19 protein-coding genes are annotated in these 23552 nt (G+C 72.8%); 10 read left to right on the top strand and 9 right to left on the bottom strand.

Annotated features, from left to right (window positions below; genetic code table 11):
• Window positions 1-35 precede the first annotated feature (35 nt).
• Window positions 36-776 (top strand): ComF family protein, encoded by a 741-nt coding sequence (locus tag WMF36_RS38040; RefSeq protein WP_437575728.1) that lies wholly within the window; start codon window positions 36-38, stop codon window positions 774-776.
• Here the strand turns inward: WMF36_RS38040 and WMF36_RS38035 are convergent.
• The gene (locus WMF36_RS38035) at window positions 742-1392 is read right to left on the bottom strand and encodes a hypothetical protein (RefSeq protein WP_437575727.1); all 651 of its coding nucleotides are present in this window, start codon (window positions 1390-1392) and stop codon (window positions 742-744) included. The genes WMF36_RS38040 and WMF36_RS38035 overlap by 35 nt on opposite strands.
• A 387-nt stretch (window positions 1393-1779) precedes the next feature.
• On the opposite strand from WMF36_RS38035, the gene WMF36_RS38030 reads away from it, so the two are divergent.
• Window positions 1780-2817: a polysaccharide deacetylase family protein gene (locus WMF36_RS38030; protein ID WP_437575726.1), complete on the top strand. Its 1038-nt coding sequence runs from the start codon at window positions 1780-1782 to the stop codon at window positions 2815-2817.
• Between the two features lie 250 nt (window positions 2818-3067).
• The gene (locus WMF36_RS38025; protein WP_437575725.1) at window positions 3068-3781 is read left to right on the top strand and encodes a hypothetical protein; all 714 of its coding nucleotides are present in this window, start codon (window positions 3068-3070) and stop codon (window positions 3779-3781) included.
• Between the two features lie 42 nt (window positions 3782-3823).
• Here the strand turns inward: WMF36_RS38025 and WMF36_RS38020 are convergent, their stop codons facing one another.
• Complete coding sequence (locus tag WMF36_RS38020; RefSeq protein ID WP_437575724.1) at window positions 3824-4891, bottom strand: endonuclease/exonuclease/phosphatase family protein; 1068 nt, start codon at window positions 4889-4891, stop codon at window positions 3824-3826.
• A 14-nt stretch (window positions 4892-4905) separates the two neighbouring features.
• On the opposite strand from WMF36_RS38020, the gene WMF36_RS38015 reads away from it, so the two are divergent.
• Entirely contained in the window at window positions 4906-5367 is a 462-nt protein-coding gene (locus WMF36_RS38015) for a hypothetical protein (RefSeq protein WP_437575723.1), read from the top strand.
• 91 nt (window positions 5368-5458) lie between these two features.
• Here the strand turns inward: WMF36_RS38015 and WMF36_RS38010 are convergent, their stop codons facing one another.
• Window positions 5459-7000, bottom strand: a complete 1542-nt coding sequence (locus WMF36_RS38010; protein WP_437575722.1) for a tetratricopeptide repeat protein — start codon at window positions 6998-7000, stop codon at window positions 5459-5461.
• Here WMF36_RS38010 and WMF36_RS38005 point away from each other — a divergent pair.
• Window positions 7000-8013 carry a hypothetical protein gene (locus tag WMF36_RS38005; protein WP_437575721.1) on the top strand — a complete coding sequence of 338 codons (1014 nt, stop codon included), beginning with the start codon at window positions 7000-7002 and terminating at the stop codon, window positions 8011-8013. The two genes, WMF36_RS38010 and WMF36_RS38005, sit on opposite strands and share 1 nt — an antisense overlap.
• Window positions 8014-8052: 39 nt before the next feature.
• Here WMF36_RS38005 and WMF36_RS38000 read toward each other — a convergent pair whose 3' ends face one another.
• On the bottom strand, window positions 8053-9465 hold the full coding sequence (locus tag WMF36_RS38000) for a DUF4331 domain-containing protein (protein WP_437575720.1): 1413 nt from the start codon (window positions 9463-9465) through the stop codon (window positions 8053-8055).
• A gap of 32 nt (window positions 9466-9497) precedes the next feature.
• Entirely contained in the window at window positions 9498-10562 is a 1065-nt protein-coding gene (locus WMF36_RS37995) for a hypothetical protein (protein ID WP_437575719.1), read from the bottom strand.
• Window positions 10563-10828: 266 nt separating this feature from the next.
• On the opposite strand from WMF36_RS37995, the gene kbl reads away from it, so the two are divergent.
• The gene (gene kbl, locus WMF36_RS37990) at window positions 10829-12019 is read left to right on the top strand and encodes a glycine C-acetyltransferase (protein WP_437575718.1); all 1191 of its coding nucleotides are present in this window, start codon (window positions 10829-10831) and stop codon (window positions 12017-12019) included.
• 5 nt (window positions 12020-12024) lie between these two features.
• On the opposite strand, the gene WMF36_RS37985 is transcribed toward kbl, so the two are convergent.
• The 4 genes from WMF36_RS37985 to WMF36_RS37970 form a co-directional block, all read right to left on the bottom strand.
• Window positions 12025-13194, bottom strand: coding sequence for a zinc-binding dehydrogenase (locus WMF36_RS37985; RefSeq protein ID WP_437575717.1), 1170 nt, complete (start codon window positions 13192-13194; stop codon window positions 12025-12027).
• 117 nt (window positions 13195-13311) lie between these two features.
• A complete protein-coding gene (locus WMF36_RS37980) occupies window positions 13312-13995 on the bottom strand; it encodes a hypothetical protein (protein WP_437575716.1) in 684 nt (227 codons plus the stop codon).
• A 113-nt stretch (window positions 13996-14108) separates the two neighbouring features.
• Window positions 14109-15563 carry a signal peptidase I gene (gene lepB / locus WMF36_RS37975; protein ID WP_437575715.1) on the bottom strand — a complete coding sequence of 485 codons (1455 nt, stop codon included), beginning with the start codon at window positions 15561-15563 and terminating at the stop codon, window positions 14109-14111.
• Between the two features lie 213 nt (window positions 15564-15776).
• Window positions 15777-16850 (bottom strand): hypothetical protein, encoded by a 1074-nt coding sequence (locus tag WMF36_RS37970; RefSeq protein ID WP_437575714.1) that lies wholly within the window; start codon window positions 16848-16850, stop codon window positions 15777-15779.
• 109 nt (window positions 16851-16959) lie between these two features.
• Here WMF36_RS37970 and WMF36_RS37965 point away from each other — a divergent pair, with 109 nt between their 5' ends.
• The 4 genes from WMF36_RS37965 (at window position 16960) to WMF36_RS37950 (ending at window position 23548) form a co-directional block, all read left to right on the top strand.
• Entirely contained in the window at window positions 16960-17958 is a 999-nt protein-coding gene (locus WMF36_RS37965; protein ID WP_437575713.1) for an NAD(P)H-dependent glycerol-3-phosphate dehydrogenase, read from the top strand.
• 81 nt (window positions 17959-18039) lie between these two features.
• Window positions 18040-19089 (top strand): hypothetical protein, encoded by a 1050-nt coding sequence (locus tag WMF36_RS37960; RefSeq protein ID WP_437575712.1) that lies wholly within the window; start codon window positions 18040-18042, stop codon window positions 19087-19089.
• A 62-nt stretch (window positions 19090-19151) separates the two neighbouring features.
• A complete protein-coding gene (locus WMF36_RS37955; protein WP_437575711.1) occupies window positions 19152-21086 on the top strand; it encodes a sigma 54-interacting transcriptional regulator in 1935 nt (644 codons plus the stop codon).
• Window positions 21086-23548: an endonuclease MutS2 gene (locus WMF36_RS37950; protein WP_437575710.1), complete on the top strand. Its 2463-nt coding sequence runs from the start codon at window positions 21086-21088 to the stop codon at window positions 23546-23548. The genes WMF36_RS37955 and WMF36_RS37950 overlap by 1 nt, the downstream gene beginning before the upstream one ends.
• The last annotated feature ends 4 nt before the right edge of the window (window positions 23549-23552 follow it).

Raw genomic sequence — 23552 nt, 5'->3', positions numbered from 1 at the left:
GCGCCCGCTCCTGACGACGATGGGGCTGGCAGCCCATGAGCCCCTCCCACGCCCTCGTCGCCGCCGTCCGTTTCCTGGCCGCCGCCGCTGCGCGTGCGCTCAGCCCGCCGTCCTGCGCTGGCTGTGACGCGCTCATCGCAGATGCCGCGGTGTTTTGCTCTGACTGCGCGCGGACCGCCGTGCCCTACGCGGAGCGCCCGGCGCGAGAGGCGGTGGGCTCCAGCGCCGCCGCGGGTGCCGCTCTCGTCGCGTTCGCCCCGTTTGGCGGGTCGCTCGCGGAGGGGATCCGGCGCTTCAAGTACGGAGATCGCCCGGATCTCGCGCGTCCGCTCGGCCGGTTGCTGCTCGGCGCGGCGCGTGAGGCGGGGATGAGCGTCGACCTTGTGGTCCCGGTGCCGCTGCATCCGCGCCGTCTCGCCGAGCGGGGGTACAACCAGGCGGCCCTGCTGGCCGCGCACGTCGCTGATGGACTTCCGGCGTCGCTGGCCCCGCGGGCCCTCTGCCGTGTCCGGTCCACCGCGCAGCAGGCGCAGCTCTCGCGCGATCTCCGCCTGCAGAACGTGGCGGGGGCATTCCGGGTCCGCGCGCCGGAGCGCGTCCAGCGCCGGAGGGTCGCGCTCGTGGATGACGTGGCCACGACCGGCGCCACGCTCGCGGCGTGCCGGGAAGCGCTCCTCGGCGCGGGGGCTGCTTCGGTCACCTATCTCGTCCTCGCCACCGCCGAGAGCGGCGCGGACGAGCTCAGAAGCTCGCCTCCGTCAGCGCCCCGCACTTGATGCGGACGCTCCTGCCCTCGGTGAGCCATCGCGTGCCGTCGGGCGTCGGTTCCCCGATCCGCACGAAGCGGCGCCCGCAGCGCACCTCGATGGGCTGATTGCTGGGCCCCACCGCCACGCCCAGCACGTACACGATCGCGTTCTGGGAGGAGTTGAGCTTGAGGAAGCCGTAGCCGGGGCGTGGGATCGGCGGAGCGCTCGCTCCGGTCTCGACGGCCGGCTGCTGTGGAGGCGCAGGCGGCTCGGCGCTCGGCGGTGCTGCAGGCGCAGGCGGCTCGGCGCTCGGTGGTGGTGGAGGCGCCGGCGGCTCGGCGCCCGACGGCGGTGGTGCGGCCTGTGCCGCAGCTTCGGTCGTGCTCGCCGGGGGCGGGGCTGCCAGCTGCTCGGGGGCGGCCGCTTGCTTCGATGCTGCGGCGATGGCGCGCGCAGGGCCGCCGACCGCCGTCTTTGCCGGCAGAGCCTCTCGGCTGCGCGTCTCCAGCCCGGTCAGGCTCGTCTCGACCGCGTAAATCCCCAGCGCAAACACGACGGCTGCCGTCGTGAGCGCAACTCCGATGGTGCCGAGCGGCGAGATCGGCTTCGACGGATGGTTCCCAGCCGACCCAGGTTGGGGCACGTCCCCATCCGACCCAGGTTGGGGCACGTCCCCATCCGACCCAGGTTGGGGCACGTCCCCAGCCGACCCAGGTTGGGGCGCGTCCCCAGCCGACCCAGGTTGGGGCGAGTCCCCAGCCGACCCAGGTTGGGGGGCGTCCCCAGCCGACCCAGGTTGGGACGCCTTCTCGGCCGAATCAGGTTGGGGCGCGTCCGTCGAGAACATCGGCCGTCAGTCTAGCCGCATCGTCCGCTGCCGAACCGAACTCTCCCGCTCGGCGGCCCACCAGACGGCGCACAGGAGCGTTTCCTTCGGAGCCGCTCCGGAAAGCAAGCACCGACGCTGTTTGTGTGCTGGAATACATTCGTGTACGTCGCCGCACATCCACTGACGTGGATTCGCAGGGGGATGCCGCGCGGTCGTCGCGCGCTGGCCGCCGGGGTGCTCGACACCCTCGGGCTCCTGGATCGCTTCCTGTGGCTGCGCGCGAAGCTCCGGCTGCCCGTGCTCTCCGTGTTCACCTACCACCGCATCGCGGAGCTCTCCGACGTGGACGAGCTCGATCCGGGGGTCGCCGAGGTGAGCGCGCGCGAGTTCGAGGAGCAGCTCGCGGTCATCAAGGCGCACTGCACGGTGGTGTCGCTCCGGGACGTGCGGCTCTTCGCCAAGGGCCGGAAGCTCCCGCCGAACCCCGTCATGGTCGCGTTCGATGACGGTTACCGCGACAACCACGACGTCGCCTTGCCCCTCCTCCAGCGCGCCGGCGTCGCGGCCACGTTCTTCATCGCCACCGAGTACCCTGACAGGGGGCGCCTCTTCTGGTGGGACCGCGTCGCGCTCCTCATGCACCGGTGCCGGAGAGCGCGCGTCGAGATCGCCTACCCCACGACGCTCGTGCTCGAGCCGCTCCGCGACCCGATCGCCGCGGCGACGCGCGTCTGCCAGACCTTCAAGCGCACGTCCGGCGTCGACATCGGGCGCCTGTGGGACGAGATCGAGCGCGCCACGGGGGTGTCGATCGATCTCTGCGAGGAGCGCGCGCTCGCGGCCAGGACGATCATGGACTGGAACCAGATCGCGGCGCTGCGGCGGGCGGGCATGGACGTGCAGTCGCACTCCCACAGCCACCGGGTCCTTCAGACCCTGTCGCCCGACGAGGCCACGCGCGACCTCGCGCGCTCCCGCCGCGTCCTCTCCGAGGCCCTGAACGAGGCGGTGCACGCGGTCGCGTACCCCGTCGGATACAGCCTGTGCGGCGCGTTCCATCGCGCCGTGAAGGAGGCCGGCTTCGAGATCGGCTTCACCAACAACTCCGGCCTTTGCATGCTCTCGTCCTTCGACCCCCTGAACTTCCCGCGCATCGCCATGGACCGCGGGCAGATCGGCGCCCTCTTCAAGCTCAAGCTGCTCATCGGCCAGCGGCCCGGCTCTCGGGCCGGCCGCTGATCGAGCAAAGCCCCCCGCCGCTCCGCCGCGGCGCTCCCCGCGTCCGCCGCGGCGCTTCCCGCGTCCGCCGCGGCGCTCGCCGCGTCCGCCGCGGCGCTCCCGGAGCGCTCCCGCTCGCTCGCGGCCGCGTCGACCGGCGCGCGCGTGGCCTGGGCTGTGCACGTGCACCGTCGCTGGGCCGGTTCTGCACGCGCATGGCCTCGATGGCCAGGAAAGCTGCTTCGCAGCCTGTCCGACGAAGGAGGCTCTCGTGAAAGGCACAATCCGTGGTCGCAGCTCCCGCGTCGCCTTCTCCATGCTCGGCGCGGCCTCGCTGATCTCTGCAGCCCTCGCCTCGGGATGCGGTGGCTCACCGCCGCCTGCGGCTTCCGCGAAGGCGCCCGCGCGGCCCGCGCCCGAGGCGCGCGACGGCCGGGGGGAGCGGAAGGCGACCGTCGAGCAGCGCCAGCAGCGCGAGGCGCAGCGCGCGTGGTGCGTGTACCTCGAGGAGCTCTACGAGCGGGCCACCGAGCAGGCGAAGGGCTGGCCGAAGTTCGAGCAATGCACCCAGATGACGACGATGGCCTCGCCGGCGATGCTCCGCGCCACCTCGGAGTGCTCGCTGGCAGCGCTGCGGCGGTTCGAGGGCGATCCCTTCACCGCCGCCTACGCGCAGGAGGTGAGCCGCTGCGGCTCCGAGGCGATGACGGCCACCACGCTCCCGCGCTCCGATCTCGCCCCGTTCATGGCCGTCCTCTGCGGCCGCCTCGCGGGGTGCGGAGACCTCGACTACGACACTTGCCGGCAGAGCCTGGAGGAGGGGCTCGGCCCGCAGCTCGAGCGGGCGATCGGAGCGATGAACAGCCGCGGCCGTCAGGAGGTCCGCGCCTGCTTCGGCAAGCTCGCGTGCGGCGGCGAGTTCGGCCCGCAGATCTCCGCGTGCCTCGAGCCCATCATGGACGACCTGCTCTGGCTGCCGGGGTGAGCGCCCGGCGCCGCGCTCGGGGCGGGCAGCGCGGCGCGGCGATCAGCCGGAGTCGCCCGGCAGGCGGCAGCGCGCGATCAGCGGGACATGATCGGAGAGCCCGGCGAACGCGCCCTTGTGCCCGAACGGGTGCGTGCCCGCGAAGTCGATCCACTCGAGGCGCTCGGACGAGTACACGTGGTCGAGGTGCATGCGCAGGTTCATGAAGCCGGCCGTCGGGAAGGCGCGCGCCTCGCGCTCGGAGAGGCAGCGGACCCTGGCGAACGCGTCCACGAAGCCGATCTCCTCGCGCAGGAAGCGATCGACCGGCGAGCCTGGCAGCGAGTTGAAGTCGCCGACCACGACGAAGTTGTCGGTCCGCTGCTCGCGGCGGACGAAGTCGGCGAGCACCCGCGCCTCCTCGAGCTGGTTCGGTCCGAACCCCATCCGCGCCTCGCCCGTCCAGAACTCCCTCGAGAACACGCTCGGCAGGCTGAGGTGGGTGTTGAACACATCGAAGCTCTGCCCGCTCTCGTGCTCGAACGATACGTGCGCGCAGATGCGCGTCTGCTTCAGGCTCTTGACCCTCCGCCGGTGGGTGATGTCGTGGGGGCGCTCTGCGTTGTGGTGTCCGATGCGGAACGTGTCGCGCGCGATCACCGCGAGCCCGGTCGTGTAGATGTTCGTCCGCGAGGTGAGCCTGTAGGTGTGCGCGGGGAAGTAGTAGGCGACGTAGCGCTCGGGCCGCTCTGCATGCGCCAGCGCCGCGTGCAGCTCGCTCATCAGGCGCTCGATCTGCGTCTCCTCCGGGTGCCACCGCGGGTTCATCGTCGAGGAGCGCAGCGACTGCGTCTCCACCTCCTGGAGGCACACGAGATCGGGCAACGGGGACAGCCCCGCCAGCGTCGTCGCGATCCGGGTGATCGCGGCGCTGGTCGAGGCGATGCCCCGCGTGCCGTGCCCGAAATAGCGGACGTTATAGGTGATGATCCTGAGCGGCGTGCCGCCGTCCACCGGCGCCTCGGCGCCGCGGCGAGCGCCGTGCACCGCAGCGCTCGCGGAGCGGCCGCCCGGCGCCGAGCCCTCGGGGATTGTGCCGTTCGAACCAGGTGGGAGGCGCCGCTCGGTCATGTATCCTCTCGCCCATGGGCAAGAACATCATCGTTTCCGAGGATACCATTCGTGACCTGCTGGAAGCGCATGCCTCCCTCTCCGCCTGGTACTATGAGCTTTGGTCGGCGCTGCGGGTCGCGAAGGCGTCGGCGACCGCCCCCGATGATGCGGCCCGTGCAGCGTTTGTCGAGCGGATGGCCACGAGCTTCCCCGAGGTCGCGTCGATCGCCCGTTCCATCCGGGTGCCGAGGATGTTCGTCCCACCTCCGCCCGCCGTGAGCATACCCCCTGTCGCGACAGGGGAGGGCGAGGGGACCGAGGAGGCCCCGACGGCGGTCGAGCCCGCGCCCGCCCGGCTCCGCGAGCTCCACGGCCAACCACCCAAGAGCCAGCCGGGCTCGGGAGACACCGATGAGTCCGCTCCGGCGCCGTCGCAGCCCGCAATCGCTCCTCCACCGCTGGTGGTCCCGTCGACGGTGAAATACGACCGCTGACGTCGCTGACGTCGCTGACGTCGAGATTCCCTCGGCCTGACTCGCGCGCTCGACCACGGCGCACCTCGCGTGTTCAGCCACATCGAGCCCGTCAGCGGGCCGAGCCGCCGAGGGGCTTGCGCCGCGCAAGGAGCTGCTCGGCCTCGGCGGCCCCTGTGCTGTCGAACGCCGGGTTCAGATCGAGCGCAGCCCGCACGAGCTGCTCGCCTTGCTTCAGGTCGCCCAGGGCGATCCGGATCGCCCCCGCGTGGTAGAGCAGGCGCGCGTCCCTGGTGCCGAGCGCCAGCGCTCTGTCGCTCGCCGCGCGCGCTTCGGGCAGCTTGCCGGCGCGGTACAGCGCCCAGGCGAGGGTGTCCTCGGTGTAGACATCCCCGCGGAGGGCGCGCTCCGCGGTCGCGAGCCGCAGGGCCTCGTCGGGCTCGAGACCCTTTGTCGCGTAGTACAGCGCGAGCGTCCGGCGGTCCGACCTACGCCCCGCGTCGACCGCGCTGGCGTAAGCCTGCGCCGCGCCGGTGTGGTCGCCGGCTGCCGTCCTGGCGTCGCCGAGCAGCCACGCGATCTCCGCCTCCGGGCTCCGCCGGTGGGCCCGCTCGAGCAGCTCGACGGCGCGCCCAAAGGCGCCGCGGGCCAGCGCGACGCGCGCTCTGCCGGCGAGCGCCGGTGGATACGCGTCCTGCGCGGCGAGCGCCCGCTCGAAGCCACGGTCCGCGGCCTCGTGGTCGCCCTCGTGCCAGAACATCGCGGCCGCCTGCGCCAGGGTCCACGCGAGCGCCTCGGGCTCGCGCGGATCGCCGGCGTCGATCGCGAGGCGCAGGATCCGCTTCGCGCTCGCCACGTCGCCCTGGAGCCAGCGCAGGTGCGCGGCCCGCGCGTAGGACGGCAGGCCGGGCCGCTGGTCGACCATCCGCTGCGCCGCCGCGGCCGCCGCTTCGAAGTGGCCGAGCTCGAGCGCCGCGTCGCTGAGCGTCCCGAGCGCGAGCGCGTCGCCCTCATCGCGCGAGAGGATCCGCTCGGCGGCGTCGCGCGCCTCGGCGAACCGGCGATCGTGGAGCAGCACGAGGCCGAGCAGGTTGAGCGACGCGCGATCGCCGTCCGCCAGCGCGAGCGCGACCTCCGCGCACGCGTGAGCGCGGAGGTAGAGCGACGGATCGCCCGACGCGCGCGCCTTCCTGATCCACGCGTAGCCCAGCGCGCTCCAGAGATCCGCGCCCCCCGGCGCCTTCGTGAGCCGCCGCGACAGCGTCTCGAGCTCGCGATCGACGGCGCTCGCGCCCGCCGGGGCCGCGAGGGCGAGCCCGCGCGCCGCGTCGAGGCTCGAGGGCGCCGGCGCCGCGGCGGGGCGCTCGAGCGACGCCGGCGCGGCCGGGACGGCCTCGGCGCGCGATCGCTCGGTGCAACCGGGGCTTCCGCTCAGGGCAGCGCAGGCGAAGAGGAGACCCGTTCGTCGCAGCATCGGAGCGCTGACCTCCTGGCGCGCTGGAGCTCCGCCCGGGGCGAGCCGCGCCTCTCGCCGGGGCGTCGCGACCTCGATCCGGTCGTGAAAGAGCTTGCCTCGCCGGTCTGCGCCGGCAAGCTCGCCGCTCCAGCGCATCGCTCGATCGACCAGCAGCGCGCGGCGCGGAGGAGATCGCATTGCCTGTCTCGACGGATGGCGACCGCCTGCGACGGCGCTGCGCCGCGGCGCTGCTCCTGCAGCTCGTCGCCGCCTGCGCGCGCGCGCAGCGCAGCTCGCCGGACGCGGGTGCGACCGCCGCGCCCTCGCCGGACGCGGGTGTGACCGCCGCGCCCTCGTCGGACGCCGGCTCCGCGACGACGGCGCCGGCCGACACCCTGGCCGGCGACGAGATCGCCCCCGTCTATCCGAAGGCCGAGGGCGAGCCGGATCCGCTCACGGCGCGGCTGTGCGAGGCGCTGCACGCGCTCCCCGCGCGGCGCAAGGCGGCGTGCTGCGGCGGCGGCGCGGGCTTCCACGCGGGCGCGGAGTGCGCGCGCGCGCTGAGCTTCGCGGCGCGCGCGAAGGCGGTGACGCTTTCGGCCGACGAGGTCAGCCGCTGCGTCGAGGCGATGGAGCGATCGCTCGAGGGGTGCGACTGGGTCTCTCCGCTCGCCGCCCCGGTCCCACCTGCTTGCGAGGGGATCGTGCGGGGGGCGCTCGGCGAGGGGGTGCGGTGCCGGTCGTCGCTCGAGTGCGCGGACGGGCTGCGCTGCGACGGCGCCGGGCCCACCGACGCGGGCATCTGCCGCGCCCCGCGCGCCGCGGGCCCCTGCGGCCTCTCCGTCGACGCGCTCGCCGCGGTCACCCGCCAGACGCGCTCCGCCGAGTCGCACCCCGAGTGCCGCGGCCACTGCGCCGGGCGCGCGTGCGCGGACGACGTCCCGCCCGGCGGCCGCTGCGAGGCGCACGCCGACTGCGGGCGGGGCCGCCGCTGCGTCGATGCGCGCTGCAGCGCGGCGCCGCTCCCTCCCGCCGGCGCCGCCTGCCTCGGCGGGCTCTGCGCGCCCGGCGCGCGCTGCGTGGACGGGCGCTGCGCCGCGCCCAGGGCCGAGGGCGCGGCCTGCGCGCGCGACAGCGAGTGCCGCGCCGCGTGCGTTCGACCGGGCGGGCGCGCAGGCGGCGTGTGCGGGATGCGGTGCGCGGCGCCGTGACAGGCGAGCGGCGTGCCGCGCTGTGCCGCGCCGGGCGGCTCAGGGCCGGAAATGCCCCTGGGTCGCGCCTTCCCAGGCCGTCGCGAGGTAGGGGAAGGCCGGCAGGAACCGCGCGTCGTTCGCCGCGACCCCGTCGCCCGCCGTCGCCCCGGGAGCGCCGGTCAGGAGGAGCGTGAACAGGGCGTCGGTGACGTCGGTCTGCTCGTGGTCCGCGCCGGGGACCAGCGCGCGGCCGTTCGGAAAGCCCGACGGCATGCCCAGATCGATCCGGAGCACGTCGCCGACGGTCTCCAGACTGTGTCCCCCGAGGCTCGATGGCTTCAGGTTGAACCTGTCGATGAGATCGGTCCGGTTCTGCTTGAGCGCCTCCGGATCGAAGGCCGCGAGCGGCTGGCCGGCCCGGTAGAGGCCCGCGAACTCGGCGTCACGCACCAGGATCGGGTTCAGGAAGTACGCCCCGAAGTGGGCGAGGTCGTCGCGCGGGTGCGCGCGGTTGTACTTGTCCTTGTCCTGCAGGCCGATGATCCACGTGTTGATGAGCGGCAGGCCGACGCGCGACACCTGCACCCAGGGACCCAGGCCGTCCTCCTTGCCGTTCGCGCGCAGGATCCGCACCTTGCGTCGGCTCGCGGAGGCCCAGATGCCGAGCGTCTGCCGGTCGCTCGGCCCCCGCGTCGGCTCCGCTCCGCCGTTGACCATCGCCAGCGGGATCTCGAGCGCGAGCGTGTGCACGTTGAAGCCGGCGAGGTTGTCGCGCGCGGTGCACGACGGGTTCGGCGCCGAGAGGAGCGGGCACAGCCCCGCGAGGTCGAACGCCCGGCCGAGATCCGCGTAGAAGCCGTCGTCGCGCGGCCCGGCCCAGGCGCGCCCCTCGCCGCCGGCCATCCGCTTGAGGAACTTCGAGGACGTCGCGAAGGCAGGGTAGCCGCCGCCGGTGATCTGATAGGCGAGCTCGTTCGTCCGCCTCCCGATGTTCGGCGGCGTGACCGGGGCGTCGGCGAGGATGACCATCGACGCCCCGCCCTCGATCTTCGTGATGGTGTACGTCTGCTCCGCGCCGGCGAGCTGCGCGAAGAACTCGTTGCCGCCGCTCGGCGCCGGCGTGAGCCCCGCCGGATCCTGCGCGCGGTACGGCGTGGTCGAGAAACGGAACTGGTAGGTCAGCGCGTCCTCGAGGCTCGACGGCCCGCGGGCGACGTGCACCTCGTAGAGCACGTCGTCCGAGAAGCCGTGGAAATTCGGCCCGCCGGCGGGCTCCTCGAGCGGGATGTAGCTCGCGAGGATCACGAGGTTTCCGCCCTCCACCCACGCGTACAGATCGGTGTTGTCGGCGGCCGGATCCCCCGCGATCGCCGGCGCCTCGCGGTGGCTCGACGCTGCAGCAAGGCCGGGTGCGCTGAGCGCGACGCACGCCGCGAAGACGGCGGCGGCGCGCGATGGTCTTTGGATCATGCGTGCGGGTCCTCCCATCGCTCCTCTGCGGCTCATTGCCTGAGCAGGAACACCGAGCCCTGCTCCTGGGCCCTGTGATCGACGAACGCGAAGACGTCGGCGCCCTTCGCCCGGTGCAGCCCGCCGGGCTCGTCGTGGCTCGGGGCGCCGGTGGCCGTCGCCGAGCGGGCCCCGGACGCCACCTCGATCCGCACGACCTCGTCGGCGCCTCGGGCCACGTTGCGCGTGAGCACGAGCAGCGCCGCGTCGTCGCGCGTCAGCGCGAGGCCGCACGGATAGCCGACGTGGAGCCCGGTCGCGAACACGCTCACGAAGCCGTCCTCGATCCTGAAGAGGGTCGCCGTCCTGTCGGGGCTCGCGAGGGTGTCGCAGACGAAGATGTCGCCCCCGCTGGCGACGGCGACGCCGCTGGGATCGACGAGCGGGCTCCCCTTCGCGATCGCGGAGGCCTCGCCGCCGCCGGACGGCAGGGCGAACACGCCGGGCTGGCCCCCCTCGCGATCGCGCCCCGAGAAGACGATCCGCTCCTCGCTGTCCGCGCCGCGGACGACCTCCAGGCCGCGCGCACGCATCCCCTCGCCGCCGCGGACCGGCGCGACGGCGCCGCCGGGCAGGTCGATCGCGAACAGGGCGCCCGCGTCGTCGAGCGCCGCGCTGCTCGCGCCCGGATCGGCCACGAAGAGCCGGCCGCCGTCCGCGCTCGCCGCGATCCCGAGCGGCGCGACGAAGGGCGGTCCAGCCGCGATCTCGGTGGAGCCTGCGCCGCCGTGCGCGCTGGTCCTGAAGACGCCGGCCCTGCCGCCCGCGTCGATGCCCGTGAAGTACACGTACGCCGCGCCGGCGTCCGGCGTCGCGTCGAACGCCGTCGCCGGGGCAAGGGTCGAGATCGCATAGGGAGCATCGCCTCCTGCGCCGCCCCCGCCGCCCGTACCGCTCGTCGTGGCCGCGCCCCCCGTCCCCGCGGCGGAGGGCGCGATGGTCCGTCCAGGCGCGTCCTCCGCGCGGCTGCAACCCGGGTTGCCCGTGGCGACCGCAAGCGACGCGACAGCGCACAGCACACCGGCGCTCCGCCGGAAGTCCCCCCTGGCTTCCGTCATGCCTGCTCCTCCCCGGCAGCGTCGCTCGTGCGCCCGGCTCGCGCGAGCCGCACGGCGATCGCGCGGCGCCGAACGCGCCCGTTCTGCCACGGCCCTCCCGGATCGAGTAGGCCGCGGCCGCGCCACGCGCGACAAAGCCCCGCGCACCCTGCCTCTCGTGTCCGGGGTCGCCCGCCGGCGCTCAGGCCGGTGAGCAGCGCCGCGCGGGACGGCCGTACGGCGTTCCCCCGTCGACCCGCTGACAGCCCCGTTTTATAACGACAGCCATGTTCGATGTCGCTCGGTCATTGTACGCACAGGCGTTGGAGGACATCCGTGCGGCGGGCCTCTACAAGGAAGAGCGGATCCTCGCGACGCCGCAGGGGCCGGCGATCCGGACCGAGGGGGGCGTCGAGGTCCTCAATTTCTGCGCGAACAACTACCTTGGCCTGTCGTCGCACCCGGCGGTCATCGGCGCGGCGAAGCAGGCGATCGACTCGCACGGCTTCGGCCTCTCCAGCGTCCGTTTCATCTGCGGCACGCAGGACCTGCACCGGCGGCTGGAGTCCAGGATTGCCCGCTTCTTCGGCACCGAGGACGCGATCCTCTATTCGTCCTGCTTCGACGCGAACGGCGGCCTGTTCGAGACGCTCCTCGGCGACGAGGACGCCGTCATCTCGGACGCGCTGAACCACGCCTCGATCATCGACGGTATCCGCCTCTGCAAGGCCGAGCGGCACCGTTACCCGAACGGGGACATGGCCGCTCTCGAGGACATCCTCCGCAGGACCGCCGGCAAGCGGCTCCGGCTCATCGCCACCGACGGCGTGTTCTCGATGGATGGATATCTGGCGAAGCTCGATACCATCTGCGATCTCGCCGACAAGTACCGCGCGATGGTGATGGTCGACGACTCGCATGCGACCGGGTTCATCGGGCCGACGGGGCGCGGGACCGCGGAGCTCTGCGGGGTCCTGCACCGCATCGACGTGATCACCTCCACCCTGGGCAAGGCGCTCGGCGGCGCGAGCGGCGGCTTCACGACCGGCCGGCAGGAGATCGTCGACCTGCTGCGGCAGCGCTCGCGTCCCTACCTGTTCTCCAACACGCTCGCCCCCGCGATCGCCGGCGCCTCGATCGCCGTGTTCGACCTCATCGACGCCGAGCCCTCGCTGCGCCAGCAAGCGATGGAGAACGCGCGCCGGTTCCGGCAGGGGATGGCGCAGGCCGGGTTCTCCATCAGGCCGGGCATCCACCCGATCGTGCCCATCTTGCTGGGCGAGGCGCGCCTCGCGAACGAGATGGCAAAGGCGCTCCTCGCCGAGGGCATCTACGTCATCGGCTTCTCGTACCCCGTCGTGCCGAAGGGCGAGGCCCGCATCCGGGTGCAGCTCTCCGCCGCGCACGAGCCCGCGCACGTCGACCGGGCGATCGAGGCCTTCCGGAAGGTCGGCCGGCAGCTCGGCGTCGTCGGCTGACCGGCTCAGTACCGGAGGATCACCTTCGGGTGGCTCGAGATCGCCTCCTGGAAGGCCGCCGCGTCGTAGTCCTGGAAGTCGAACACCGTCCCCTGGCCCCGGTTCAGGATGACCTCCCAGATGAGGTCGTGGATGTTCGGATCGCGCGACTCGAGCAGGTGGCGCGTGATGTGCCACGTCTCGAAGATGCGGCGGCCGATCACGCTGTGGAGGCTGATGCCGTCCACGATGAGGCGGTCGAAGTTCTCGATCACCGCGTCGCCGCTCTTCAGGCCGAAGAGGATGACGTCGCCGCCGCGCCTCGCCGCGTGGATCGCGTTGTTCACGCTGCTGTTCACGCCGCTCATCTCGAGCACGACGTCGACGCCGACCCCGTCCGTCAGCTTGCGCACCTGCTCCGTCAGCTCGGGATCGCTCGCGTGGGGCCGGTCGGGGCTCGCCCGGTGCGGGCGCAGGACCGCGTCGGCGCCCAGGCGGCCGGCCATCTCGGCGTTCCGCTCCGCAGGCTCCACGCCGATGATGTAGATGGCCCCCATCGCGCGCGCGATCGCGACCGCGAAGAGGCCGATGGTGCCGCAGCCGAAGATCGCCACGCGCTTGCCGCGGAGGTTCACCTTGGTGCAAGCGTGCACGGCGTTGCCGAACGGCTCCTGCACCGCGGCGACCTCGGGCCGGATCCTGGCGATGTCGGTGCGCCACAGGTTCTTCGCCGGCAGCTTGACGAGCTCGGCGAAGCAGCCATCCTCGCTGATCCCGATGATCTTGTCGTCGGCGCACACGTGGGTGTCGCCGACGCGGCACTGGTAGCAGGCGCCGCAGGCGATGTGGCTCTCGGTCGAGACGATGTCGCCGACCTCCAGCCCGAACGTCCGGCGCGCGTCGGTCCCGAGGTCAACGACGCGGCCGAGCAGCTCGTGGCCGATCGTGCGCGCCGCCTTCCGGTCGCGATCGAGCGACTTGAAGATCATGTCCTTGAAGGCGCTGCGGAACCAGATGCCGCGATCCGAGCCGCAGAAGCCCGTCATGATCGGCTTCACGAGGACGCTCGCGCGGTCGTGGTAGTCCTTGGCCTCGTCGATCGCCGGGCGCTCGACCTCGTCCTTCGACAGCCCGACGGTGGATTCCCACGGCTGTCTCTCGCGGTTGTACGTCAGCGCCCACATCGCGTCGCTCATGCACCTGGCTCCTGTCTCACGGCTCCGAGGCGCGCAGCTGGCGCTCGGGCGCCTCAGGCGTGTGTAGCGTGGCGCGTGGACAAGCGAGCGCCCATCAGAAAATTGCGCTCGGGCTGCTCACTTCTTCAGCAGCTCTACCGATCTCTTCAGCTCGATCTTGCGCCGACCCGTGCCGGCGTCCGCCGCGCCCGCGTCGGGGGTCGTGGCGGTGCCGGCCGCACCTGCATCGCCGGTCGCCCCGGCGTCGGGGGTCGTGCCGGCGCCGGTCGCACCTGCGTCGCTGCCGGTCGTGCCCGCGTCGCTGCCGGTGGCCCCGCCGGTGGGGGCGCCCGCATCGGCCGTCTTGGGCGCAGGGGTCGCCGTCGCCTGGTGGACGTCGGCGTCCGTCGCGGTCGTCGCGCGGCTGTCGTTCGTCTTGAGCTCGATCCATCCGAGCGTGGGCTGGCCCCCGCTCTGGAAGGCGACGAGCATCCAGTCCTTGTAGCTCGCCTTGAGGTCGACGAGCGCGCCGCTGTCGAGCCGCGCGAGCTCCTTCGACTGGGCGTCCGCCGACGGGTGCACGGCGAACTGCTGCAGCAGGCGCCGGCGCCCGGGCTGGGGCTCCATGGTCGGGTAGGTGGCCACGTACCCGACGAGGTCCGTCGCGGCGGGCGCCGCCGGGGGCGCCGGGGGCGCCGGGGGCGCCGGGGGTTCCGCCGAGGTCGCTGCGCTCGTCGTCGAGGCTTCCTCCCTGTTGCACCCTGCTCCAGCGAGCAAGCTGCCCGCGAGCACAAGGCTCCACATCTCGACCGCACGTGCCATCGTCTCCTCCGTCGCCTCGGGCCGGGGGACTCGCTGCGTTGGCCTGAGGCCGGGGCACCGTACACGAGCCCCGCGGGGAGCGCAGCTCCCCCCGCGCGCTCGTCCTGGCGGCCTCAGCGCTTGGATGGCACGCGCGCGGGCGCCGGCGGCGGGGTCGTCTCGGAGACGGGAGGCCGCTCGCGCAGGCACTTGTCGAGGCCTTCTTGCAGGGTCGCCTCGTGGGCACCGGGGAGCTTCGGGCGGCCCATCACGTTCACGAAGAGGCGATCCTGCGCGATGCCGCCGCCCGGACCGAAGCTCATCCACACGAACATCGCGCGCCCCTTGATGTTCTCGAAGGGCACGCCCGCGCCGAGCCCGCCGCGCCAGCTGCGCGAGTCGTGGCTGTTGTTGCGGTTGTCGCCCATCACCCACGCCTCGTCGGCGGCCACCTTGAAGGGGCCCTGGAGCATGCCGCAGACGCCGCCCCGGCACGTGGAGCCCGGCGTGCAGTCGTCGTTCGCCACGCACATCGTCTCGTCCGGGTTCATGTCGTAGAGCGTGAAGTACGACTTCTCCCCGAGGAACTCGACGAACAGCTCCGCCTGCCGGCCCTCGTAGCGGTACGGGCCGACGTGGCAGTGGGGGACGAGCCAGCCGTTGAGGATGGGACGGCCGTTGATCGCCTCCAGCGTGTCGCCCGAGACGGCGATCGTCCGCTTGATGAAATCCTGCTCCTTGTTCTCGGGGAACTTGAACACCATCACGTCGCCGCGCGTCGGCGGCAGGCGAGGGAAGAGGCGCTGGTCGGTCCAGGGGATGAGCGGGCCGTAGGTGAACTTGTTGACGAAGATGTGGTCGCCGACCATGAGGGTCGGGATCATCGAGCCGCTCGGGATCTTGAACGCCTCGACGACGAAGGCGCGCAGGAGGAGCGCCACGGCGACGGCGATGCCGATCGACTCGGCGTACTCGCGCATCTCGCCCTTGCGCCAGCGGCCGAGGTGCTCGCCGACCGCGCGATCGGCGCGGCTGTGGGCGGCGTCGAACTCGTCGGCGTCGAACGTCTCGGAGCTCATCGTGCGCTCGAGGGCGGCGATCGCCTGCATCACCTGCTCGCGCTCGCCGCTCGTCAGCTCGCGCTCGACGTCGCGCTTGCGGCTGCGCAGGATCCGGTGGGCCTCCTCGAGGAGCGCCGCGGCGTCCTCGAAGCGGGCGCGCGCCTTCGGCGGGATGTCCCTGCGGCCGCCGACGCCGATCGCCGACGCGAACGGCAGCTCGTGGCGGAACCGCCAGAAGATCATCGCGAAGATCGTGAAGAGCACGATGCCGGCCGGGATCTGCTGCTCGCCGACGAAGACGCGGAGCGGCTGGGTGCTCCCGCTCTCGGACGACGGGGTGAGCAGCCAGACGTTCACGACCGCGAGCGCGAACGGCACGAGGCAGATCCACACGAGGTGGAACAGGAAGCGCAGCACCCGGCCGTCCCTGCCTCCCGGCGGAGGAGCGCTGCCGGGCCCGCGCGGGTCCGCGCCTCCGGTCGCCTTGGCCGCGCTGACGCGGGGCTCCGAGCTAGCGTTTCCCCTCATCGAGGGTCTGAACTCCGAGCTAGCGGGCCGATTGGCCGCGACCGACGGTACGCTCTGGGGTTGTTCATCGGGGCGCGGCGGCATTCATCGGGGCGCGGCGGCAAGAGAGAGCTTATGTATACGCCGCTCCTCGCCGCGGCAAGTGCGCAGGCGCGGCAGGCGACGAGCGGTCCGTCGTTGTCACCCTCGTCGTCAGCCTCGTCGTCACCCTCGTCAGGGCGCGTCCCCGATCTCGACGGCGTAGCTCACCAGGGCGGCCCGGTCGTCGCGGGCGTATGTCGTCGGCTGCGTCCGCCCAGCGGCGTTCGTGTTGTCGATGATCAGGTAGTACTGCCCCTCGGGCAGCGGCACCGTCCGCCGCCAGGGGGCGCCGGAGTACACCGGCTCGTCGAGCAGGGGCGCCGCGGAGAGCGGCGGCGGCGCGGGCTGCGTCAGGTACGCCTGGAGCCACTGCTCCCCGGTGCCCCGGGGCACGAGGATCACGTCCACGCCCGGCGCGCCGTCGACGGCGATCGTGAGCGTCATGGCCTCGCCGCTGTCCGTGATCTCCAGCGGCCCGATGTAATCGCGCTGGCCCTGGTGCACCTCGGTGCGCTCGTTCGCCAGGAGCAGCCTGCCGTTCTCGCGCCGCGCGTAGGGAGCGTGGGGCCGCTGCCCCTTCTCGATGATGCCGAGGCCGAACTGCACCGCGCCGTCGTCGTCGCGGATGACCGTGAATCCCCGGGCGATCTCGGTCTTCACGAGCTGGGCGCCGAGCGCGTTGGCGTACGCGCTGCCCTGGGCCAGCGACACGCCGCCGAGCGAGATCGCGGCGGGCTGCTCGACGAGCTTGGTCGTGAAGCTCGCCGCCGTGGTCGATCGCTGACGGAAGTACACGTACATCGTGTCGTCATCCATCAGGAAGTCGTGATCGTACTCGACGGCGGCGCTCGCATCGAAGCTCATGCGCTTCGTCAGGTTCGTCCAGACCACGCCGCTGCCCCCGAACTGGAGGAAGAGGTGGCCGTTCGCGAGCTCCTGGGCGACGCACGAGCCCGGGTAGAACCGGCCGGTCACCGGATCCTCGTCGCGGAGGCGCAGCGGCACGCTCCGCTTCCGCATCTCGCTGCAGAGCTGGCTCGTCGCGAAGGACAGGATCGCCCTGCGCAGCGACAGGTTCCCCGGATCGTTCACGATGCCCGGCATGACGCCGAGCGCGCCCTGGCCGCACGCGCCGCACACCGTCCCGAGCAGGGAGAGGCAGAGCGCGAGGCCGAGCGCGCGCAGCGCGGCGGTGCGGAAGAGCATGGGCGCAGCATAGTCGAAACACCGGCGGATCGAGCGGCGCGCGTACACAGCGCGCGGGCGGGGCACGTCGCTTTCGGCGGGGCGCGCGGGTGATGGTAGGGTCGCCTCCATGGCGAACGTCGCAGTGATCGGGGCCGGCGCCTGGGGGACGGCGCTGGCGAAGTTGCTGGCGGACAAGGGCAACCCCACCGCGCTCTGGGCGCACCAGGGGGAGCTCGCCGAGCGCATCGGCCGTGAGCGCGAGAACCCCCGGTACCTGCCGGGCGTGGCGCTGCCCGCGAGCCTGCGCGCGACGAGCGATCTCGAGGGCGCGCTCCGCGGCGCGGAGCTCGTCGTCGTGGTCGTGCCGTCGCACGCGCTGCGCGAGGTGGTCCGCGAGGCCGAGCCCCACATCCCGCGGGACGCGCTCGTCTGCAGCGCGACGAAGGGCATCGAGAACGACTCGCTGATGCTGATGAGCGAGGTGCTCGTCGACGAGCTCGGGCGCGAGGCCGAGCCACGGCTCTCGTACCTGTCGGGCCCGAGCTTCGCGCGGGAGGTCGCGGCCGGCCAGCCGACCACCGTGGTGGTCGCGGGCAGGAGCCCGCAGGAGACGCATGCGGTGCAGCGCATGCTCGCGACCGATCGGTTCCGGGTCTACTCGTCCGATGACGTCGTGGGCGTCGAGGTGGGCGGCGCACTCAAGAACGTCGTCGCCATCGCGGCCGGCATCTGCGACGGCCTCGGCCTTGGCCACAACGCGCGCGCCGGGCTCATCACGCGCGGCCTCGCGGAGATCGGCCGCATGGCGGCGGCGAAGGGGGCGAACCCGCTCACCCTGGCGGGGCTCTCCGGGATGGGCGACCTGGTGCTCACGTGCACGGGCGAGCTGTCGCGCAACCGCACCGTCGGGCTCGAGATGGGCAGGGGACGGAAGCTCGAGCAGATCCTCGAGGGGCTCGGCCACGTCGCCGAGGGGGTGAAGACGGCGAAGAGCGCGTATGACCTCGCGGACAAGCTGGGCGTGAGCGCGCCGATCACGGTCGAGGTGTACAGGGTGCTCTACGAGGGAAAGCCGCCGCCGCAGGCCGTGGTCGACCTCATGACGCGCGCCCTCACGAAAGAGTGAGGCGCGGGGCTGGCTCGCCGGAAGGCGCTTTCTCGCGCGGCCCGCGCGCCTCGCCTTGCGAGCGTGTAAAGTGGCGGCGCGATGCACACGCGACCTCTCGTGAGTCTCCTCTCCGCGCTCCTCGTGTCGAGCGTCAGCTGGACGGCCGCTGCCCAGTACGGCGCGCCGCCCTACGGTGGCCAGCAGGGCGGCTCGTACGGGGGCCAGTACGGCGCTCCGTACGGCGGCTACGCCTATGCGCCGCCGCAGAAGAAGAGCCTGCCCAAGTCGACGCCGCTCGAGGTCGGCTATCTCTACGCCACGTCCGTGGCTTACGGCATGGGGACCGGCATCTGGTTCGACGCGCTCGTCGGCATCGACGACCCCGGCGTGCAGTTCATCGCGCCCGCGCTCCTCGGCGTCGCGGCGCCGGTCGGGGTCTATTTCCTCGACTCGCCGCCGATGCCGCGCGGCATGCCCTCGGCGATCGCCACGGGCATGGTGATCGGCGCGGGCGAGGGGCTCGGCATCGCCTCCTACCAGCACGTCAGCGCGCGGAAGGGCAAGGAGTGGGGGTTCCTCGGGCTCGCCACCTCCGAGGTGATCGGCTCCACCGTCGGCGGCGCTGCGGGCTGGGGTTTCTACCATCTGCTCCGGCCCAAGCCGCAGACCAACATGCTCATCGCCTCGGGCGCGGTGTGGGGCTCCCTCATCGGCAGCGAGTTCGGGGCCGCCGCCAGCAACGGCGGATGGAGCGAGTCGAACGACAGCATCTCGCTCGGTGGCCTGATCGGGTTCAACGTCGCGACCGCGGGCGCCGTCGGCCTGTCCATCGCCTGGACGCCGTCGTGGAACCAGCTCGCGTGGATGTGGGGCGGCCTCGGCATCGGCACGGTGGTGTCGTTGCCCATCTACTTCGCGTACATCGGCAGCGATCACGACCCTCGCCGCGGCCTCATCGCCCAGGGCGCGGCGGGCACCCTCGGCATCGTGGCGGGCGCCTTGTTCCTCGGCAGGCCGGACCCGAGCGGCGACGTCGCCCTGGACGAGCAGGAGGAGCGCGGCGATCCCCCGTTCGCGCGCGTGCTCGGCGGCGGCATGGTGCCTTACCCAGGCGGCATGGGCGCGGTCGTCATCGGAGAGCTCTGGTAAGCCGCGGTGTGCAGGCCAACACGGCTGCATGAGGCCGCGGCACGCCTGCTATGCTGCTCTCGATGCCGACCCTGAAGTATTTCGCCTCCGAGGGCGCGCCACGCCTGTACAGCGTCCACAAGCCGGTCACGACGCTCGGCAAGGCGCTCGGAAACGACGTCGCGGTCGCGGGGGCGGGGGTGCTGGATCATCACGCGCAGATCGTGTTCGACGGGCGTGATTTCGTGCTCGAGGAGTGCGAGCGCGACGGTGAGATCGCGATCAACGGCAAGAAGAAGCGGCGCGCCCGGCTGGTGCACGGCGACCGGCTCCAGCTCGGCACGGTGGAGGTCGGGTTCTCGATGTTCGCCGATGCGCCCACCGTCCAGGAGCGGCTCCCGGCGTGCGACGGCGAGGCGGAGCGGCCCGCGCCGCCGCAGGGCTCGTCGGAGCTCGCGGGCGTCCGCAAGCTGTTCGCGTTCAGCGAGAAGCTCATCAACCGGCGCAGCGTCGACGAGCTCCTCGAGGCGATGCTCGACGACGTCATCGAGCTGACCCACGCCGACAAGGGCTTCCTGTTGCTCCTCGAGGGCGCGGAGGCGGCGGCCGACTCGGCGGTCCGCGGCGGCGCTCCGGCCGCGACGTCCGCGGGCGGCGACCGCAAGCTCGCGGTGCGCGCGTCGCGCAACATCCGCAAGGAGGCGATCACCGACGCGGCCGGGGGGATCTCGGACAGCATCGTGCGGCAGGTCATCGCCTCGGGCCGCCCCGTGATCGTCTCCGACGCGCTCGCCGACACCCAGTTTGGTCGGAGCGACAGCGTCATCGCGATGAAGCTCTCCAGCGTGATGTGCGCGCCGCTCCTGTCGCAGGGCCAGGTCCTCGGCGCGCTCTACGTCGGCAACGACAAGATCAAGCACCTCTTCGATCGCGCCCAGCTCGATCTGCTCAGCATCTTCGCGTCCCAGGCGTCGCTCATCCTCCAGAACGCGATGCTCCTGAACGCCCTCAGGGCCGACAAGGCCAAGCTCGTCGCCGAGCTGCACGACAAGAAGTTCGGCGAGATCATCGGCGTCTGCCCATCGATGCTCGAGGTGTTCCGCAAGCTGCAGAAGGTCGCGGCGACCGACATCAGCGTGCTCATCACGGGGGAGACGGGGACCGGGAAGGAGCTCATCGCGAAGGAGCTGCACCGGCGCAGCCCGCGCGAGGGCGGCCCCTTCGTCACCATCAACTGCGGCGCGATCCCCGAGAACCTCATCGAGAGCGAGCTCTTCGGCCACGTGAGGGGCGCCTTCACCGGCGCCATCGCCAGCCGCCCGGGCAAGTTCCAGGTCGCCGACAAGGGCACGCTGTTCCTCGACGAGATCGGCGAGCTCCCGCTGAACCTCCAGGTGAAGCTCCTCCGCGCCCTCCAGGAGCGGGTCGTCTTCCGCGTCGGCGACTCGAAGCCCGAGAAGGTCGACATCCGCATCGTCGCCGCCACAAACCGGAACCTCGAGGAGGAGATCCGCACCGGCAACTTCCGGGAGGATCTCTACTACCGGCTCAACGTCGTGAACCTGTGGCTCCCGCCGCTCCGCGAGCGCGGCGACGACGTGCTGATCATCGCCAAGGTCCTGCTCTCGAAGTACGCGGACGAGCTCGGCAGCGCCGTGCGCGGCTTCAGCCCCGCCGCGCTCGCCGCGATCAAGAAGTACTCCTGGCCGGGCAACATCCGGCAGCTCGAGAACCGCATCAAGAAGGCGCTGGTCCTCTGCGATCAGGCGCTCCTCGCCGTGGAGGACCTCGATCTCGGCCCCGGCGCCGAGGCGTCCGTCATGCCGCTGGAGAAGGCCAAGGAGGAGTTCCAGCGGCGGTACGTGCTGGAGGCGCTCGAGCGGAACAACGGCAACCGCACGCAGACGGCGCGCGACCTCGGCGTCGACCCGCGCACCATCTTCCGCTACCTCGAGAAGGAGCAGAACCCGATGCCGAGCGGGGCCGGCGGCGTGGCCCGCGATCCGACCGAAGCGTGATGGAATACAACCCCGAAGGGCCCTTCGCAGATCCCTGTCCGACCAAGACCCGCGCCGACCTGGAGTGGGACCGCATCCTCGAGGCGCTCGCGGAGCGCTGCGCGTCGCGCGCCGGCAAACGGCTCGCCCGGGCGCTGCCGTTCGCGTCGACGCGCGCCGAGGCGCTCACCACGCTCGCGGAGGTGCGCGAGGCGGTCGAGCTCGCCCGGGCCGGGGAGCCGGTCCCGGCGCGCGACGTCGCGGAGCTCGAGGACGCGCTCGATCGCGCGCGCATCGGCGCGTCGCTCGCGAACGAGGAGCTCCGCGCCGTGCTCGGCCTGCTCGACGCCGCGCGCACCGCGAGGCAGTACCTGCAGAGCCGGCGTCCGATCGCGCCCGCGCTCTACGCGGCGTGCGCGACCAACCCGGAGCTCGACGCCGTCGCGCGCGATCTCGCGGCGGCCTTCGATCCGGACGGCACGCTCTCGGATCGCGCCTCGCCCCGCCTGGAGGCGCTGCGCGCGGAGCGGCGCGCGGTGCGCGATCGGCTCGTCCGCCGCCTCGAGGACCTCATCCAGAAGCACGAGGACATCCTCCAGGACCGCTACTGGACCGAGCGCGACGGGCGCTACGTGCTCCCGGTGCGGTCCGACGCGCACGAGCGCTTCCCTGGCATCGTCCACGCGACCAGCGCGAGCGGCGCCACCGTGTTCGTCGAGCCCCGGGTGCTCGTCGAGACGGGCAACCGGATGAAGATGGTCGACGCCGAGGTCGCGCGCGAGGAGCAGGCGATCTACGCGGCGCTCACCGCTCGCGTGGCCGAGGACATCGAGAGCGTCGCGGCCGCCGCCCGCGCGCTGGCCCACGCCGACGTGAGGTCCGCCGCCGCGCGGCTCGCGCGCGACCTCGACCTCACCTTCCCCGAGGTCCCCGAGGGCGCGTTCGCCGTGGATCGCGGCGCCTCCGAGGCCGCGGCGCGGCCGAGCTCGATCGCCCTCAACGGTGGCCGCCATCCGCTCCTCGCGCTCGACGGCGTGAAGGTGGTCCCGAGCGATCTCTCGATGAGCACGGGCCGCGCGATGATCGTCTCCGGGCCGAACGCCGGCGGCAAGACCGTGGCCCTGAAGATGCTCGGGCTCGCGGCGCTGATGGTCCGCGCGGGCCTTCCGGTCGCGGCGAGGGACGGCTCCCGCGTCGCGCTCTTCGACGTCGTGCTGACCGACGTCGGCGACGACCAGAACCTCCACAAGAACCTGTCGACCTTCAGCGCCCACGTGAAGAACCTCGGGCGGATCCTCGGCGAGACGCGCCCCGGCGCCCTCGTCCTGCTCGACGAGCTCGCCGGCGGCACCGATCCGCGCGAGGGCGAGGCGCTCGCCGCGGCCGTGCTCGACTCGCTCTGCGCGCGCGGCGGCACCGTCGCCTGCACCACGCACTACGAGGGCCTCAAGGCGCTCGCGCTGGGCGATCAGCGCTTCGAGAACGCCTCAGTCGGCTTCGATCTCGCCACGATGAGCCCGACCTTCCGGCTCGTCGTCGGCGTGCCCGGCGCCTCGAGCGCGCTCGCCGTCGCGCGGCAGTTCGGGATCCCGGGCACCGTGCTCGAGCGGGCCGAGCGCTTCCTCACAAAGGAGGCGGTCACCTTCGAGCAGATGGTCGAGAAGCTCGCCGCCGAGCGCCGCGCGCTCGAGCTCGCGCGCGAGGACGCCGAGCGGGAAGCGGGCGCCTCCCGCGCGAAGCGGCGGGAGCTGGAGGGGGAGATCGAGCGGCTCCGGGAGAAGGAGCGCGGCGTGATCACGCGCGAGGGAGAGGCGCTGCTCGCCAGCCTGCGGCGCGCGCGCGAGGACCTCAAGGCGGCGCAGTCGCGGCTGCGCGGCAAGCCCACCGAGGACGACGTGCGGGCGGCCGCGCGCGCCATGGATGCGGTCGGACAGAAGACGTCGATCGGCGGCGAGCTCGAGCTCCGCCCGAGGGACGAGCCCCCGGCGCGGCCGGCGATCGATCCGGCGGCCGTCCGCGTCGGCACCCGCGTCTACGTGCCTCGCCTGCGGGCCGAGGCCGAGGTGGTCGAGGTCCTCTCGGGCGGCCAGCTGCGGGTCGCCGCCGGCGCGCTCAAGCTCACGACCTCGATCGCCGAGCTGCGCGGCGCTGCTGCGGCGCCGCCGGCGGCCGCGGCGCCGCAGCAGCGCCGCGTCGACCTGGACGCGGCGGCGGACGCCGACGTCCCGATCCAGACGGCGGACAACACCGTGGATCTCCGCGGCCTGCGCGCGCACGAGGCGGTCGCGATGGCCGAGCAGTTCCTCGACCGCTCGCTCGGCGCGGGCCGCCGGGTCACGTTCTTCGTCCACGGGCACGGCACGGGCGCCCTGCGCGACGCCGTCCGCGAGGCGCTGCGCGGGAGCCCCTACGTGGCGCGCCTCCGCCCGGGCGGCCCCAGCGAGGGCGGCGACGGCGTGACGGTCGCGTGGCTGAAGTGGTGAGCCG

Origin of the sequence: Sorangium sp. So ce887, from assembly GCF_051521455.1 — a bacterium.
Classification (GTDB): Bacteria; Myxococcota_A; Polyangia; order Polyangiales; family Polyangiaceae; genus Sorangium.
This window is presented reverse-complemented; position numbering and strand designations above follow the sequence as displayed.